General features: G+C 70.5%; 14 protein-coding genes. 13 read left to right on the forward strand and 1 reads right to left on the reverse strand.

Annotated elements, in window-relative coordinates; all coding sequences use genetic code 11:
• Positions 1 to 33: 33 nt before the first annotated feature.
• The 4 genes from ABIA35_RS21835 (at position 34) to ABIA35_RS21850 (ending at position 3,657) form a co-directional block, all read left to right on the forward strand.
• Positions 34 to 336 (forward strand): hypothetical protein, encoded by a 303-nt coding sequence (locus ABIA35_RS21835; protein WP_370359103.1) that lies wholly within the window; start codon positions 34 to 36, stop codon positions 334 to 336.
• Positions 329 to 1,534: an MBL fold metallo-hydrolase gene (locus ABIA35_RS21840; protein ID WP_370359104.1), complete on the forward strand. Its 1,206-nt coding sequence runs from the start codon at positions 329 to 331 to the stop codon at positions 1,532 to 1,534. The genes ABIA35_RS21835 and ABIA35_RS21840 overlap by 8 nt, the downstream gene beginning before the upstream one ends.
• A gap of 109 nt (positions 1,535 to 1,643) precedes the next feature.
• The gene (locus ABIA35_RS21845; RefSeq protein ID WP_370359105.1) at positions 1,644 to 2,675 is read left to right on the forward strand and encodes a methyltransferase; all 1,032 of its coding nucleotides are present in this window, start codon (positions 1,644 to 1,646) and stop codon (positions 2,673 to 2,675) included.
• Positions 2,676 to 2,721: 46 nt separating this feature from the next.
• Complete coding sequence (locus tag ABIA35_RS21850; protein WP_370359106.1) at positions 2,722 to 3,657, forward strand: zinc-binding dehydrogenase; 936 nt, start codon at positions 2,722 to 2,724, stop codon at positions 3,655 to 3,657.
• Between the two features lie 42 nt (positions 3,658 to 3,699).
• On the opposite strand, the gene ABIA35_RS21855 is transcribed toward ABIA35_RS21850, so the two are convergent.
• The gene (locus tag ABIA35_RS21855; protein WP_370359107.1) at positions 3,700 to 4,833 is read right to left on the reverse strand and encodes an FAD-dependent oxidoreductase; all 1,134 of its coding nucleotides are present in this window, start codon (positions 4,831 to 4,833) and stop codon (positions 3,700 to 3,702) included.
• A gap of 102 nt (positions 4,834 to 4,935) precedes the next feature.
• Between ABIA35_RS21855 and ABIA35_RS21860 the strand changes: the two genes are divergently transcribed.
• The 9 genes from ABIA35_RS21860 (at position 4,936) to ABIA35_RS21900 (ending at position 16,040) form a co-directional block, all read left to right on the forward strand.
• Positions 4,936 to 5,475, forward strand: coding sequence for a TetR/AcrR family transcriptional regulator C-terminal domain-containing protein (locus ABIA35_RS21860; RefSeq protein WP_370344102.1), 540 nt, complete (start codon positions 4,936 to 4,938; stop codon positions 5,473 to 5,475).
• Between the two features lie 412 nt (positions 5,476 to 5,887).
• Positions 5,888 to 6,649: a polysaccharide deacetylase family protein gene (locus tag ABIA35_RS21865; protein ID WP_370359108.1), complete on the forward strand. Its 762-nt coding sequence runs from the start codon at positions 5,888 to 5,890 to the stop codon at positions 6,647 to 6,649.
• A gap of 202 nt (positions 6,650 to 6,851) precedes the next feature.
• Positions 6,852 to 7,688 carry a glycosyltransferase family 2 protein gene (locus ABIA35_RS21870; RefSeq protein WP_370344104.1) on the forward strand — a complete coding sequence of 279 codons (837 nt, stop codon included), beginning with the start codon at positions 6,852 to 6,854 and terminating at the stop codon, positions 7,686 to 7,688.
• Complete coding sequence (locus ABIA35_RS21875; RefSeq protein WP_370359109.1) at positions 7,658 to 8,548, forward strand: hypothetical protein; 891 nt, start codon at positions 7,658 to 7,660, stop codon at positions 8,546 to 8,548. The genes ABIA35_RS21870 and ABIA35_RS21875 overlap by 31 nt, the downstream gene beginning before the upstream one ends.
• Positions 8,545 to 9,723 (forward strand): glycosyltransferase family 4 protein, encoded by a 1,179-nt coding sequence (locus ABIA35_RS21880; protein WP_370344106.1) that lies wholly within the window; start codon positions 8,545 to 8,547, stop codon positions 9,721 to 9,723. The genes ABIA35_RS21875 and ABIA35_RS21880 overlap by 4 nt, the downstream gene beginning before the upstream one ends.
• Before the next feature lie 56 nt (positions 9,724 to 9,779).
• Entirely contained in the window at positions 9,780 to 12,308 is a 2,529-nt protein-coding gene (locus ABIA35_RS21885) for a hypothetical protein (protein WP_370359110.1), read from the forward strand.
• Positions 12,305 to 13,495: a glycosyltransferase family 4 protein gene (locus tag ABIA35_RS21890; RefSeq protein WP_370344108.1), complete on the forward strand. Its 1,191-nt coding sequence runs from the start codon at positions 12,305 to 12,307 to the stop codon at positions 13,493 to 13,495. Before ABIA35_RS21885 ends, ABIA35_RS21890 begins: the two co-directional genes overlap by 4 nt.
• Positions 13,496 to 13,498: 3 nt before the next feature.
• Entirely contained in the window at positions 13,499 to 13,951 is a 453-nt protein-coding gene (locus tag ABIA35_RS21895; RefSeq protein ID WP_370344109.1) for a hypothetical protein, read from the forward strand.
• The gene (locus tag ABIA35_RS21900) at positions 13,944 to 16,040 is read left to right on the forward strand and encodes an oligosaccharide flippase family protein (RefSeq protein ID WP_370359111.1); all 2,097 of its coding nucleotides are present in this window, start codon (positions 13,944 to 13,946) and stop codon (positions 16,038 to 16,040) included. Before ABIA35_RS21895 ends, ABIA35_RS21900 begins: the two co-directional genes overlap by 8 nt.
• Positions 16,041 to 16,087: the final 47 nt, after the last annotated feature.

Genomic DNA, 16,087 nt, shown 5'->3' on the forward strand with positions numbered 1-16,087 from the left:
ACCGTCAGAAGACCGCCAGAAGGAGAGCAAGCGATGTATGCAGAAGGCACCTGGGACCTGTCCATCTCGACCCCCGTCGGCAAGATCAAGGCCATGGCGGAATTCCGGGAGGAGAACGGGATTCTGACGGGCGTCGCCCGCGGAGCCGGCGAGGAGGTTCCGCTCGAGGACGTCGTCCTCGACGGCGACCAGCTCAGGTGGAAGCAGGCCATCACCAAGCCCTTGCGGCTGAACCTGGCCTTCTCCGTGCGGATCGTCGGCGACACGCTCACCGGAACCTCCAAAGCCGGACGCCTGCCGTCCTCGAAGGTCACCGGAGCGCGCCGCGGTGTGTGACGTCACGACCGGCGCGGAAACGACCGGTACAGAAACGACCGGCCCGGAAGCCGCCGGCACAAACCGCCGCCGGTTCTTGCAGATCCTCGGCAGCACCACCGCGGCATCGGTCCTCACAACCGGCACAGCCTCGGCATCCGGCAAGCCGCGGCCACACGGCAGGACCCGGATCATCCCCCTGGGCACCGCCGGCGGCCCGACCATCATGAACCCGGCCCGTGCCGGAACGTCCACCGCGATCGTGTACCAGGACCAGGTGTACCTGGTCGACCTGGGACTGGGTGCCTACCACCGGCTCGTGCAAAGCGGAATCAACCCTGCTCTGACCCCGGCGGGCAACACCCTCGGCGCCGTCTGCGGGATCTTCTTCACGCATCTGCACAGCGACCACGTCGCCGACTGGCCCGGCCTCTACTGGACCGCGGGCTCGAACTCGATCGGCCGCACCGCTCCCCCGATCCAGGTCTGGGGGCCGGGCCCCCGCCAGAGCCTCCCCCGTGTGTTCCCGCCAGGGCGGACCGCGCCGCCCGTCATCGATCCCGCCGATCCCACACCGGGCACGACGGGGATGACGACATACCTGCGGCAGTCTTTCGCGGCGGACCTGAACGACAGGGCCCGGGACGGCTCGGCGCCGGATCCCGGCGGCCTGTTCCAGATCCACGACGTCGGCCTCGCCGGGATCTGGACGCCCGATCCCGGCGGGATCCCACCCCGGCTGAGCACGCCGATCCCGGTGTGGCGCAACGGCGACGTGACGGTCACCGCCACGCTCGTCGACCACCACCCGACCGCGCCCGCCCTCGCCTACCGCTTCGACACCCCGGACGGCTCCGTCGTCGTCTCCGGCGACACCACGGTCAGCGAGAACCTGATCGACCTCGCCCGCGACACCGACTATCTGGTGCACGAGGTGATCGACCCGGAATTCGTCGACCGCGTCGTCGGCACGCTCCCGCCGGCGCAGGCCGCTCCGCTGCGCGCGCACCTGCTGGGCTCCCACACCACGATCGAGCAGGTCGGCGCCGAGGTCGCCGAACCCGCGCGGGCCCGCAACCTCGTGCTCACGCACCTGGTGCCCGCCGACAACCCGCTGGAACGCTGGCACCTGGCGCAGCGCGGGTACTCCGGCCGGGTCGCCGTCGCCGCCGACCTGGAGCCGATCACCGTCTGTTCCTCGGAAATGGGCGGCGGCTGACGCGGCGCACCACCCGGAGAGGGTAGTCAGAGGCGCGGAATCGGAGATCACCGGCTCGAATGGAGTCGCCACTGCACCGGATCCGTCTGCAATGCGAAGGTGACCGCCGATGACCACCACACAACCGTCCACCCCGCAGTCCGCCATGCGTCTTCGAGAACTGGTCTTCGGCGCCGCCTGCGCCGCGGCGATCCGGGCGGCGGCCTCCCTGGAGGTCGCCGACGCGCTGGGCGAGGAGCCGATGACCGTCGCGGAGCTGGCCTCGGCCGTCCGCGTCGAGCCCGGGCCGCTGAAGCGGCTGCTGCGGGCCCTGTCCAGCTACGGCGTCTTCGCCGAGGCCGACGGCGGCCGGTACACCCACACCGACATGTCCCTGCAGCTCCGCAAGGACACGCCGAACAGCCTGCATTACATCGCCCTGTGGTGCACGGAGCCGTGGACGTGGCAGGCCTGGCCCCGGCTGGACGAGGCCGTGCGGAGCGGGCAAAGCGTCTTCCCCGACCTGTTCGGCAAGGAGTTCTTCACCTACCTGCATGAGGACGCGGGCGAGTCGGCCAAGGTGTTCGACAAGGCCATGACCCGGTCCAGCAGGCAGTCGGCGGCCGACCTCGCGGGATTCCTGGTCCTGGACGGGGTCGAGAGCATCGCCGACATCGGCGGCGGCCAGGGGCACGTCCTGGCCGACCTGTTGGGGAAGCATCCCGAAGTCCAGGGGACGCTCCTGGACCTGCCGCAGGTGATCGAGCGGGCCGATGCCCGGCTGCGCGAGGGCGGCGCGCTGGCGTCCCGGGCCCGGCTGGTGCCGGGCGACTGCCGGATCGAGGTTCCGGTCCAGGCCGACCTGTACATCATCAAGAACCTGCTGGAGTGGGACGACGACAGCACCCGCAGAACGCTGCGCAACGTGGTCGCGGCGGCCCGGCCGGGCGCGCGGGTCGTGGCGGTCGAGAACCTGGTCGACGACAGCCCGTCGATGCGGTTCACCACCGCCATGGACCTGTTGCTGCTGCTGAACGTCGGCGGGGCGAAGCACACGCGGGCGAGCATGTTCGCCCGGCTGACCGAGGCCGGGCTGCGGGTCGACGAGGTGCGGGCCGTCAATCCGTACCTGCACGCCTTCGAATGCCGGGTCCCCGGCTGACGGCGGGCCCGTCGGCCGCCGCCGGAGTGTGATCGAATCAGGCCGCATGAGGGGATTCATCACCGACCCGGCGGGCCGCGCCGGGCTGCGCCTGAACGAGGACCTGCCCGAGCCCGCGCCGAAGCCGCACGAGGCCCTGGTGGAGGTCCGCGCCTACGCGGTGAACAACGACGAGGCCACCCTGATCTCGCGCCGCCCCGACGGCTGGCGCCCCGGACAGGACGCCGCCGGCGTCGTGCTCCGCGCGGCCGCCGACGGCAGCGGCCCGGCCGAGGGCACCCGCGTGGCCTGCTACCTGGACGCCGAGGGCTGGGCCCAGCGGGTCCCGGTCCCGACCCACTGCCTGGCCGCACTCGACGACGCGGTGTCCTTCGAACAGGCCGCCGCCCTGCCCATCGCCGGCCTCACCGCACTGCGGGCCCTGCGCGTCGGCGGCGCGGTGCTGGGCCGCCAGGTCCTGGTCACCGGCGCCACCGGCGGCGTCGGCCAGTTCGCGGTCCAGCTGGCGGTGGCGGCCGGCGCGACGGTGACGGCACTGGTCAGCAGCCCGGAGCGGATCCAGGACGCCCAGGCCCTCGGCGCGCACCGGGTGGTGACGTCCCTTGACGACGCCGAGGCCACCCTCGGCCCGTTCCACCTGGTGCTGGAAGGGGTCGGCGGCGACGTCCTGGCCGCCGCGGTCCGGCTCGTCGCCCCCGGCGGCCACGTCGCCTGGTACGGCAACCCGGGCCGACGCACCACCGAGATCAGCCTCGCCGACTTCTACGCACAGGGCTGGAACGCGCACATCGTCGGCTTCATCAGCCCGCACCCCGAGCAGACCAAGGGCGAGGACCTGACAATCCTGGCCCGCCTGGTCGCCGACGGCCGCCTGACCCCGCACATCGGCCTGGTGCTGGACTGGACGCGGACCCCCGAGGTATTCGAGCGGATGGCCGCTCGGGCGTTCCGGGGGAAGGCGGTGCTGACGGTGAGCGGGTGAACAGTGCGACGCTCGGCTGACTACTGAACTACTGACTACCGCCTACGGCTTCCCGACATACGCCGGCAGCGCCTCAAGACTCTGCCGCACAGCCTCGGCGCCGTACTCCAGCATCTGCCGCTCGTAGTCGCCGACCGCGTCGAGCAGCCCGCGGCCGCCGCCGTCGGTCTGGATCAGGCTGCGGCGCAGGACGTCGGCGTCGCGCAGGGCGGTGTTCGCGCCGTTGCCTCCGGTCGGGGAGGTGGCGTGGATGGCGTCGCCCAGGAGGGTGACCGGGCCGGGGGCCCAGCGGTCGCGCGGTTCGACGACGCGGATGGACAGCAGGGTGCTGTTGTCGGGGTCGGCCTGCTCGATGAGGGCCCGCAGGTCCGGGTGCCAGCCCTCGATCCGGGACAGGACGGCCTCCTGCGGGGTCTGCTCGCCGAGGGAGCCGTTCGCCGGCAGGATCATGGCCCAGCGGACGTAGTCGCCGGTGTCGGGCAGGGTCACCTCGGGCGCCAGTTCTGCGGCCGCCTGCTTCGGCGGGATGCGGAAGTGCATCGCGCCGAGCAGCAGGCTGACGCCGTCGCCGGCGATCTTCGCGCCCCAGGCCCGGGACAGGCCCTGGAACTGCTCGGTCAGCGGGGTGCGGCCGATGACGAAGCGGACGCCGGTGTCGGTCGGGAGCGTCCGCGGCGTCAGGACTGTGCGGACGGCGGAGTTGACGCCGTCCGCGCCGACGAGCAGGTCGGCGGTGGCGGACTCGCCCTGCGCGAAGTGCGCCTGGACCCTGGGGGCTTCGCCGTTCGCGCCGTCGTTCAGCACGTCGTAGCCGGTGAGCCCGGCGCCGGTGTGCACGTCGAGTCCGGTCAGCAGCAGGTGGCGGAGCACGTGCCGGTCGACGACCAGGCCGGAGCGGGGCGGGCCGAGCTCGCCGATCTTGTTCAGCCGCGGGTCCAGGATCAGCCGCTCGACGGTCGTGTCGTCGACGATCGCGTCCAGCAGCGGATGCCAGCGCTCTGGCAGGCAGCCGTGCAGCGCTTCGAATCCGGTCGGGTTCAGCACCAGCCGGTAGCCCTGAAAGCGGGCGGTGATCGCCGCGTCCCGCTCGTACACGTCGACGCCGATGCCGGCACCACGCAGACCCTGCGCCAGGCACACGCCGCCCAGGCCCGCTCCGATCACGGAAACTCGCATCACACACCTCCCGAGGAGACCACTTGAACACTGCTCAAGTTACTTGAGCAGTGTTCAATTCGCAAGTCCGCGGCAGGAGCGGGTCCGTGGCATGATCGGCCCATGCGGTTAACCCCGGCGGTGGTGTTGGACGCCGCGATCACGCTCCTGGACGAGGCCGGCCTCGACGCCTTCTCCACCCGCAAGCTCGCCACCCGGCTCGACGTCCGGGTGGGCGCGCTGTACTGGCACTATCCGAGCCGGCAGGCCCTGCTCGACGCGGTCGCCGAGCAGATCGTCGCCGAGGCCTCGGCGAAACCGGTCCCGGACGGCGACTGGCCCGAGCAGGCCGCCGCGATGATCCACGCCCTGCGAGACGCGATGCTCGCGCACCAGGACGGCGCCCGGATCATCGTCGAGATGGACGCCCCCGGCCCGAACGCGCTGGCCTACATCGAGCGGCTGCGCGCACTGCTGGCGGGGGCGGGAATGGACGCGGCCACCGCCACGGACGCCGCGGACGTGCTGACCAGCTATCTCAACGGCTACACGATCGAGGAACAGGCGCACAAGGCCGACCAGCAGCGGGCCGACGCCGACCGCGGATTCGCGTTCGGGTTGAACGTGGTGTTCGCCGGCCTGCGGACCATTTCAGTGTCCTGAGATTTGAGGGACGCATCCCGCGTAATAGGGCGGCATAATTAGGGAGTTTCCACTTCGTGGTGGCAGCACCTAAGGAGACTTTGAACCTTCGGCAAAATCGTGGCGGCATCAAAGCCCTGTGCCCCTGGCGCGCCGTATACTCCGCCGTTGTAAACGACGGCGACATTGGTCACCATGTCCAATTGCCCGTGGCGATAAGACAATTGTTAACCCGTTGGCGGAAATCAGCGCTCTCGATCACGGCGCCTCCGAGCCCGGTCCCGGCGATGACGATCTTGGGTCCGCCCCGCAGGTCCGCCGACCGGCCCGGCCCCTGCCAGACCCGGACCCATCGGATCAGGTGGCATGTCCTAGGCATATGCTGCACACTGGCAGCCCGGCCATCTCGACTTGCATAGGTGTCGGAAACTCAATGACCGAAGCCCCCTCCCCCACCTCGAAGGCGGCAGGCCGGCGTCAGCCGCACCTGCCGTTGATCATGATGTACCACTCCGTGGGCACCCATCAGCACGACCCGAACAACCTGGTCGTCACCCCGGAGCGGTTCGAGGAGCAGATGGCGACGCTGAAGCGCCGCGGGCTGCGCGGCGTCTCCGTGGCCGAACTCCTCGCCGCCCGGGCCGCCGGGTCGGCACGCGGCCTGGTCGGCCTCACCTTCGACGACGGATACACCGACGTCATCGAGAACGCACTGCCCGTGTTGCAGCGCTTCGGTTTCTCCGCGACGTCCTATGTCCTGGCCGGCCGGATCGGCGGGGCGAACGAGTGGGACGAGGGCACCCCGTGGCCGCTGGTGGACGAGGCGGGGATCCGGCGTTGGGCGGACGCCGGGTTCGAAGTCGGGTCGCACGGCACTATGCACGTGGCGTTGGAAGGCGCGAGGCCCGAGGTACTGCGAGCGGAGATCGCGGACAGCCGCGAGAGACTCTCCGATCTTCTCGGGAAACCGGTGGGCGGCTACTGCTACGCCTACGGGTCCATGGACGCCGCGGCCCGCTCGGCCGTCGCCGAGGCCGGCTACGAACACGCCTGCGCGATCATCTCCCGGCAGTCCCTGGGACCGCAGGCCCTGCCGAGGATCTACGTCGGGCAAGCGCACACATCCAAACATATTCTTAAAATGCTCTACACGTATCGGCTCCATCGTCGGATTTCAGGGCGGCATGCCCTATGATTTCGACGCCGCACGCCACCGACGGCACGGTGCCCCAGACAAGTTCGACCGCCCGCGATCCGGCACGAAGCACTTGTTCATCTGGTGCCCCCTGAGTACCCGCACCACGTGTAGTTCGCCGTATACCTTCTGCCACCAGCCATTGGCGGCGCCTCAGGGCTGAAGGCACCGCCGCCAGACCATCCCTTGGGGGGAAACTCGAATGCGATCGCTGTCGGTCGTGATACCGGCTTATAACGAGGCCGAGAACATAGAAGACGTAATAGCCTCCATACCGGTTTCGCAGTTGTCTGATTTGGGTTGGTCGACCGAGATCGTCGTGGTGGACAACAACTGCAGCGATGGCACCGGGGAGCTGGCGCGGGCGGCCGGCGCCCGGGTCGTGTTCCAGCCCGAGAAGGGCTACGGCAACGCCTACAAGGCCGGCTTCGCCGCCGCCTCGGGCGAGGTGATCGCCTCCGGCGACGCCGACCGCACCTACCCGTTCGACCACCTGCCGGAGCTGCTGGCCGAGCTGGAGAGCTCCGGCGCGGACTTCATGACCACCGACCGCCTGCACTCGGCCAACCGCGGCGCGATGAAGCAGTCCCACTTCTGGGCCAACCACGCTCTGAGCTTCGTCAGCCGGCTCATCTTCCGGCACGGCATCCGCGACTCGCAGTCCGGTATGTGGATCTTCCACCGGCATGTCTGGGCCGGGATCGACGTCCGTTCCCCGGGCATGGCCTTCTCCCAGGAGATCAAGAACGCGGCGGTGCTCGCGGGCTATAAGGTGACCGAGACTCACATCGAGTACCGGGTACGCGGCGGCGATGTGAAGCTCAACTCGGTCCGCGACGGCGTCCGGAACATGGCCCACCTCATCGGCCATCGGATCCGGCACGACGGTCCGGCGTCCGACGGCTCCCACCAGGACCAGGACGCCGCCGTCCACACCCGGGCCAAGGGTGTCCGGCTCCCGGCCATGCGTTCGGCGAGCGTGTCAGAGGCAGAAGGAGCAACACCGGGATGCCAGACCGGCAGCGGCACAGCAGCCTGAGCGACGTGTTCGCCGGGCTGTTCGCGGCACGGTCCCAGAAGTCCCCGGCCGAGTCCGGCCGACACCTGGACGCCGTTCCCGCGGCGTCTTCGGGAACCGACCCGGACTCCGGACAACCCCGCGATGCGCGGGACGGCGATCCGGATCCGGCTTCCGGACCAGCCGGATCGGCCGGACAAGGCGGTCCGGCCGATCCGGCTGGTCCGCCTTGGGAGGACGACCCCAGCGCGGTGACGATGGTGTTGAGCCGATCGGCATGGGAACTCTCCGCTCGGCAGGGCCGCAAGACGGATCATCCGGACCCGATGGCCGACACGATGCAATTGAGCCGGTCGGCCGTGCTGCGGCCGGCCGGCCAGGCGGCCGACCCGGGCTCTGGTCCCGACACCGCTGCGGACGCTGATACCGGCTCCGGTGCCGGACCGGCATCACCGATGTCCGTCCGCACACTCCTGGACCGGCACCGCCGAGCACTCACGATCTGCGCAGCCGGCCTGGCAGCCGTCTGCGTTCTGCTGGCGCTGCCGCCGGTCCGCGCCCAGCTGCGGGACTCGTTCACCAGATTGCCGCAGCCGTACACGGCCCTGTACTTCACCACGCCGCCGCAGGTGGACGGCACCGTGTTGACCGTGCCGGTGAGCGTGCACGCCGTGCAGACCACCACGGACGCCTACAACGTCCGGGTCTGGACGGTCGATGCCCAGGGCCGGATCGACGACAGCCGGACCGCCGACCTCAAGTGGGACGGCCAGGCGTTGAGCACTGTCGTCAGCATGCCCGTCAATCCCGCGGCCGTCACAGTCTGGGTCTCCCTCGCCGGCAGCACCGAAACCCTCCATTACAAGATCGCGGTGGCATGACCGAACACAGCTCCCCCGAGCACATACCCTCCGACGTCTCCGCGCGAGGCAAACGACGGCGCATCGTTCAAGTCACCCCGAACTACCCGCCGCTGCTCGGCGGCCTGGAGCGGGTGGTCCAGATCCTGGCCACGCGGCTCGCGGCCCGCCACGACGTCAGCGTGGTCACCACCGACAACAGGGCCGGCGGCGCGCCGCGCCGCGCGGTCGAAGCGGGCGGCGTCAAGGTCCTGCGGCACCGGTCGCTGACCGTCGCACACACATCGCTGGCCCCCGGCATGTTCGGCTCACTGCTGCGGATCCGGCCCGGCACGGTGATCCACCTGCACTGCGCGACCGCGGTCGTGCCGGAACAGGTCTGGCTCAGCGCCCGCATGCGCGGCCTGAAGTACATCCTGCACTTCCACATGGAAGTCGACGCCTCAGGCCCGCTGGGCCGACTGCTGCCCTATTACAAGACGCACCTGTTCGGCCGAGTCGTCCGGGGGGCGGCCGGCGTCATCGTGCTCACCGAGTCCCAGCGCGATTTCCTGGCCGAGCGCTACGGTGTGGACCGGACGAAGGTCTACGTGGTCCCCAACGGCGTGGCCGAAGAGTTCTTCCTGCCGCCACGCCCCCCGCGCGCGGAGCCGGCAGCCGGTTCGGAGTCCGACCCGCTGCGGCTGCTGTTCGTCGGCCGGCTCGACATCCAGAAGAACGTCGCCCGGCTGCTCGACGCGATGGCCCAGGTCGACGAGCCGGTGCGGCTGCGGCTCGTCGGCGACGGCGATCTGCGCCAAGACCTGCTGACCCAGGCGGCTCGGCTCGGACTGGGCGACCGGGTGGAGTTCGTCGGCCGCAAGCACGGCGACGACCTGCTCAAGGAGTACGCCGACGCCGAGCTGTTCGTCCTGCCCTCCGACCGGGAGGGCATGGCGCTGGTGGTGCTGGAGGCCATGGCCGCCGGGCTGCCGGTGCTGGCCACCGCGGTGCCCGGCAACATCGAGACGGTCGAGGGTGCCGGCGTGCTCGCCGAGCCGGATCCGCAGGCCCTGGCCGCCGCGATCGACACCCTTGCCCGGGACCGCTCGGCATTGGCCGCCGCGGCCGCGGCCGGCGCCGCGCGGGTCGCCGACAGCCGCTGGGACCAGGTCGTGGCCGCGATAGAGGACGTCTACGAGCAGGTGGGATTCTGAACACCGAGACTTCGAACGGCAGGACCGCGATCCTGGCGAGCGTCGTCCTCGCCGGTGTGACCGCCTGCTTCGGCGCCTACTACCTTCCCGGCCCGCTGGCCACACTGGCCGGCCTGTGGCTGATCCTCGGCGCGCCGACCGTGCTGTGGACGGGCATGGCGCGGCGCGCCGTGTCCAGGCTCGACGCCGCGGTGCTGGTCGCTTTCGGCTTCGCCGTGGTCACCGACTTCGCCGTGCTGCTGCTCGTGAACTTCGGCGGCCCGCTGTTCGGCTACAGCCGACCGCTGTCGGAAGTGCCGCTGGCGGCCGGGTTCGCGCTCGTCAACCTGCTGATCGGGGCGCTGTCCCCGAAGTGCCCGCCGGTGAACTGGATCCGGGTCCGGGAACTGGCCGGGCTGAGGGCCGTCGCCGGCTACGGCGTGCTGTGCCTGGTCCTGGCTGTCGCCGGCGCGACGCGGCTGAACAACGGGCTCGGCCCGCAGGCCAGCATGGTCGCGTACACGGCGATCGCCGGGCTGCTGGTCCTGATGCTGATCCGGCATGAGCGGTACGCGGTCGAGGTGCTGGAGCTGGGGGTGTTCCTCGGCGCCGCCGCCCTCCTGCTGCTGACGTCGCTGCGCGGGTGGCTGATCACCGGGCACGACATCCAGGTGGAGTACGAGGTCTACCGGCTCAACCTCGGCGGCGGGCACTGGGTGATCGGCGACTACAAGACCTCGTACAACGCCTGCCTGAGCATCACCCTGCTGCCGCTGGCGTTCACCAAGCTCACCGCGATCTCGGCGGCCGGGGTCTGGAAGATCGTCTTCCCGCTGATGTTCGCGGCGGCTCCGGTCGCCTTGTTCCGTTCGGTCGAGAACCTGGCGTCGCGACAGGTGGCGCTGTTGTCCTCGGCGCTGTTCCTGACCTTCCCGACGTTCTTCACGGACATGGCGTACATGGCACGCCAGGAGATCGCGTTCGTCATCCTGGGCGCGGTGGTCGTGGTGATGTCCGAGCAGCAGGAGGACGCCCGGCAGCGGCGCTACCTGCTGGTCCCTCTGCTTGCCGGGATCGTGCTCGCGCACTATGCGACGGCGTATGTACTGGTGATGGTCCTGGGATCCGCCATGGTGGTCACCACTGCCTGGCGGTGGCTGGACCGGTTCGGCGAGCGCCGCCGGAGCCGGATGGGCCAACCGGCCGCCGCCGGCGTCCAAGCCGCCCAGAGCCAAGCCACACAGAACCCGGCCGCCGAGGACCAGGCCGGCGACGTCTGGGACTACGGCGACTGGGATTACGTCGAGGACCCTGAGAGCAAGGCCGACGAGAACACGGCCGGCGGGAGCCAGGCCGCTGCAGGCAGCACACTCGCACCCGGTGTCCTCGCCGACGGCCGGGGCAGGGGCGGATTCCGGGAGCGCATAGCCGCCCTCCGGGCCCGGGGCGGCGCCTCGCCGAAGGCGGGCGCCCCGGCGTTCATCACCTTCTGGGTCGTGGCCCTCACCGCCGTCCTGGCCGTGGGCTACGCCGGACCCGTCACCCACACCAGCGGGCAGCTGACCAGTACCCTGACCGCCTCGTGGCGCGAGATCATCGGCGACACCTCGGATGTCGGCTCCGCCGACACCTCCAACAGCCTGGTCGGCGGCTCCACCATCACCGACACCCAGCGCATGGACGCCTACCTGGCCGAGACCCGTGCCGAGACCACCGACGACCGCGACTCGGGTCTGCTGTACCCGCAGTCGGTGATCGACAGGTACCCGACCCCGATCACCTCCATCCCGGACCTGCCGCTGACTTCCGTCGGCAACGGTCTGCAGAGCCTCGGGCTGCCGGTGGCGAGTCTGAACGGCCTGATCCGCTTCGGCATAGCCGCCGCGATCCAGCTCCTGCTGCTGCTCGGCACGGCCGTCGTCCTGCTGGGCCTGCGCTATCGGCGGCTGCGGGCCGAGGTGACCCCGACCCGGGACCAGGCCGCGCTCGCCATCGGCTCGATAGCCGTCCTGGTCCTGCTCACGCTCGTGCCGCAGCTCACGGTCGACTACAGCGTCCTGCGCGCGCTCCAGCAAGGGATCTTCTTCTTCGGCGCGTTCATGGCCGCCGGCCTGCTCTGGGTCCTGCGTTGGTGCGGCCGCTACCGGACGCCGCTGCTGGCGGCGGTGATCGCGGTGATGGTCGTCGACCTCACCGGCGTGGTGCCGCGCCTCACCGGCGGCTACCAGCCGCAGCTCGCGCTCTCCGACTCCGGTGCGTACTACGACGCGTACTTCCCGACCCAAGAGGAGATGGACGCGGCCACCTGGCTCCAGAGCGTGTACGACCGCATCCCGCCCGACGCGCAGCAGACCATGTTGCTCCAGACCAGTCAGGACGTCTTCGAGCGGATCCAGAGCATCTACGTCGGCCCCACCGACGGCACGGTCGATCCGCTCATGCTCCAGCCGGGCAGCTACGTCATGCTCGGGCACGCGGAGGTGGACCAGGACCGGGCGTCCATCGACTACCGGGGCACGGCGGTTCCGTACGTGTATCCGACCGGTCTGCTCGAGGACTTGAAGGACAAGATCTACGTCAGCCCCGGAGTGGAGATTTACCGATGAGCGCCGTCCCACCGATGAGCGACGACGCCCGCGGGCCACTCAAAGTCCTGCTCGTCTGCCACTATTACCCGCCGCATCTGGGCGGTATCGAGAACGTGGTGCACGCTGAGGCCCGGCACCTGACCGCCGCCGGGGTTCAGGTGACCGTGCTGACCAGCGGGGAGCGCAGCAGCGTCACCGACGAGGACGGGATCCGGGTGGTGCGGGTCCGGGCCTGGAACGGGCTGGAGCGCAAAGCCGGCGTGCCTTTCCCGATCCTGGGGCCGAAGCTGCTGCGCCGGGCGGTGCGCTGGGCCCGGTGGGCCGACGTCGTGCACATCCACGATGCCTTCTATCTGACGTCATGGGCCGCGCTGACCGCGGCGAAGGCGACCCGCACCCCGGTGGTGGCCACGCAGCACGTAGCGCTGGTGCACCACGACTCGGCCGCCGTGAGCCTGGTCCAGAAGGCCGTCTACGCCACGGCGGGGCGGCTGCTCATGCGCGGCGCACAGACCGTGTTCACCATGAACTCCGACGTCGCGGCCTTCGCCCGCGGGCTCGGCGCTCGACCGGAAGGGGTGCGCCACCTGCCGAACGGCGTCGACACCGCGCTGTTCCGGCCGTCCCGCGATGCCGCCGAGCAGGCCGCCGAACGCGAGCGGCTGGGTCTGCCGCCGGAGGGCGTACTGGTGCTGTTCGTCGGCCGGTTCGTCCCCAAGAAGGGTTTCGATCTGCTGCTCGCGGCGGAGGACCCGGGTTACCGGCTGGTGTTCGCGGGCGGGCCGGCCGAGGCGCTGTCCGGGGCGCCGGACTCAGCGATCTACCTCGGCTCCCTGGCTCCCGCCGAGGTGGCCGCCGCCTACCGAGCCTGCGACATCTTCGCCCTGCCGTCGACCTCCGAGGGGTTCCCGCTCACCGTCCAGGAGGCGATGAGCTCCGGGATCGCCGTGCTGACCACGGACGACAGCGGGTACGCGGCCTACGACCTGGATCGTGATCGCGTATCGTTGGTGGACCGGGACACGGAGATGCTCCGTGTCCGGCTGCAAGAGATAGCCGCCGACTCCGAGCTGCGCGGGCAGATGGGCAAGTACGCCCGGGAGTACGCTGTGGAGCGTTTCGCGTGGCCGGACCACGCATCCATGCTGATCGAGACCTACCGTTCGGCGAGCCGCCCGGGGGGAAGTTCCGCCGACCGGGGATGACGTATGAGGACGATGTACCGGCCCGCCGCCGAGACGCTGATGGTCGCCGGGCTGCTGGGCTGGGCCTACGTGGCCCTGGTCGCGGTGCTGCGGCCGTACGCGCTGGCGGTGCATATCGCCGCCGTGCTGCCGCTGCGGCGTGACACCTTCGGGGCACTGAGCCTGGCGCTGTCGTTCGCCTGCGCGTACGCGCTGCGTGCCCGGACCGGCACGTTCTGGGCACGCCGCACCGGCCGTCCGGACGCGGCCGAGGCCGCCATGGCCGCGATCGGCGGCTACGCGTTCCTGGTGTGGGTCTACCTGTGCCTCAACAACCTGTCCCACCCGTGGACCACCGGATACCGGCTGACCCACTTCTTCGAGCACCCGTCGGAGGGCACGACGGCTGTGCTGTGCTTCGTGGTGTTGTCCGGCTGCTTGTTCGGTCTCCGGCTCCGGAAGACGCAGCGTGGCTAAGGGGCGTCGCCGCCGGGGGGCTGCTGAACCAGATGTCGACGTCGCGAAGGTCGGCGCTTCCACGACCGCTGTCTCCGACCTCGCCAGCACCCGCCTCGCCAATACCGGCCTAGACAGCACCCGCCTCGCCAATGCCGACCTCGACAGCACCCACCTCAGAAGCACCGTCCTCGACAGCACGGTCCTGGACAACACCGCCGCCGACAGCTCCGATCCAGACGATGCCGGGGAGTCAGGAAGCACCGAGGAGTCGGGAGGCGCCGCCGGCTCGAAGATGCTCCGGAACTCGCTGTTCCTCATGGTCTCCGCCGGCCTCACCGCCGGCATCGGCTTCGTATTCTGGGCGCTCGTCGCCCACCTCTACAGCTCGACCCAGATCGGCCTGGCCACCACGCTGCTGTCGGCGATCTCGCTCATCTCGTTCCTGAGCACGTTCGGGTTCGGGGCCACGATGATCCGGTACCAGGCCGACGGCGCGGCCCGGCACCGTCAGGTGTCGGTGATGCTGGCGCTGGTGGCGGGTGCCAGCTTCGTGCTCGGCACGGGCTATGTCCTGCTCGTGAAGGTGATCTCCCCGGATCTGTCCTTCATCCGCGACAAGCCCCTCTACGCCGTCGTCCTGATCGTCATCTGTGTCTTCGCCACGATCAACCTGGTCACCGACTCGGTCTTCATGGCCGCGCGCCGGGCCGAGTACAACACGCTGGTCGACGGCTTCATCCAGAGTCTGTCCAAGCTGGTGGTCCCGGCATCCGTGGTCGGCATGGGTGCCATGGGCATCGTGGCGGCCTCCGGGACCGGCTACGTCGTGGCCACGCTGGCGTCGCTGTACTTCATGCACCGCAAGCTGGGCTTCCGGTTCTCCTTCCGCCTCGGCGGCACCCGGATCCGGGAGACCGCGAGCTACTCGGCGACCACCCACTTCTCCTCGCTGCTGAACCTGATACCGCAGCTGGCCCTGCCGGTCATCACGCTGCGCTGGCTGGGCCCCGACGACGTCACCTACTACTACCTGGGCTCCCAGATCGCGGCTCTGCTCTCGACCGGCTCGTACGCCATCGGCGACGCGCTCTTCTCCGAGGGCGCCCACGATCCCGAGCAGCTGCGCAGCCTGATGAAGCGGTCCGCGACCATCATGACCGCGGTGATGATCCCCGGCGTCGCGGCCGTGATCCTGGTCCGCGAGCCGCTGCTGAGCCTGTTCGGCAGCAAGTACCCGGGGCACGCGCAGGGACTGCTGACGATCCTGGCGCTCGGCGCGCTCGCGGTCGCGTTCCACACCTGGGCCACCAGCGCGCTGCGGATCACGGGGCGCATGAAGCCGCTGCTGGGCAGCAACGTGGTGTACATGGTCGCGACCCTGGCGCTGGCCCTGGGCTTCGCGCACCGGGGCCTGAACTGGATCGGCTGGTCCTGGGCCCTGGGCAACCTGGCCTCGGGACTGTTCGCGGTGGCGTTCGTCCCGGGGGCGAAGATAGCCGCGCAGACCGAGGCCGACGAGGACTACGACCTCTACGAGCCCGGCGAGGGCCCCGAACGCGACGAGGAGGGGGTGCCGGCCGGCGTCGGCGCCGCGGGGTCCGGCAGCGTGCCACGGGACCGTCCACGGCCCCGGCAGAGCGTGTGGGTCGGTGTCGGCGACTCGACGGCGATCACCGAGCCGATGTTCTTCCCGTGGAACCGTCCGGAGGCACGCGGACGCAGCGACCGCTTCGACGCGTACAGCCCGGACGACGAGGGCAGTGCCACGCCGCGGGCGTACGGACGGGAGAGCTGGCGGCCGGCCCGGACCGGAGGCCTGCGCATGCGGCCCCGGTCGATGCCCCGCCAGGCCGGACCAGTGGATCAGGGACCGGCGGATCAGGGACCGGCCGAAGAGCGGGCGGCCGAAGGGCGGGCCGTGCCGCGGGACCGGATCAGATCGGCGGGCCCGGTGGTGCCGCCGTCGGCCGCGGACGCGGAGCAGACCCTGATCATGCGGCCGATCGTGGTCCCCGATTCCTTCTTCCGGCCAGAGCCCGAGGCTCCCGATCCGCGCCCGGAGCCGGGCGGGGCGGACGACCGCTGGACGCCGCCACCGGGACCGTGAGTGCTCGTTCGTCGAGCGCTGAGGCCGGTTCCGGCCCGGTCCCGGCG

The organism is Catenulispora sp. MAP12-49, from assembly GCF_041262705.1.
GTDB lineage: Bacteria > Actinomycetota > Actinomycetes > Streptomycetales > Catenulisporaceae > Catenulispora.

Coding starts and splice junctions, on each gene's coding strand:
- ABIA35_RS21835 (WP_370359103.1), top strand. CDS start 34: ATGTATGCAGAAGGCACCTGGGACCTGTCCATCTCGACCCCCGTCGGC.
- ABIA35_RS21845 (WP_370359105.1), top strand. CDS start 1,644: ATGACCACCACACAACCGTCCACCCCGCAGTCCGCCATGCGTCTTCGA.
- ABIA35_RS21850 (WP_370359106.1), top strand. CDS start 2,722: ATGAGGGGATTCATCACCGACCCGGCGGGCCGCGCCGGGCTGCGCCTG.
- ABIA35_RS21855 (WP_370359107.1), bottom strand. CDS start 4,833: ATGCGAGTTTCCGTGATCGGAGCGGGCCTGGGCGGCGTGTGCCTGGCG.
- ABIA35_RS21860 (WP_370344102.1), top strand. CDS start 4,936: ATGCGGTTAACCCCGGCGGTGGTGTTGGACGCCGCGATCACGCTCCTG.
- ABIA35_RS21865 (WP_370359108.1), top strand. CDS start 5,888: ATGACCGAAGCCCCCTCCCCCACCTCGAAGGCGGCAGGCCGGCGTCAG.
- ABIA35_RS21870 (WP_370344104.1), top strand. CDS start 6,852: ATGCGATCGCTGTCGGTCGTGATACCGGCTTATAACGAGGCCGAGAAC.
- ABIA35_RS21875 (WP_370359109.1), top strand. CDS start 7,658: ATGCCAGACCGGCAGCGGCACAGCAGCCTGAGCGACGTGTTCGCCGGG.
- ABIA35_RS21880 (WP_370344106.1), top strand. CDS start 8,545: ATGACCGAACACAGCTCCCCCGAGCACATACCCTCCGACGTCTCCGCG.
- ABIA35_RS21890 (WP_370344108.1), top strand. CDS start 12,305: ATGAGCGCCGTCCCACCGATGAGCGACGACGCCCGCGGGCCACTCAAA.
- ABIA35_RS21895 (WP_370344109.1), top strand. CDS start 13,499: ATGAGGACGATGTACCGGCCCGCCGCCGAGACGCTGATGGTCGCCGGG.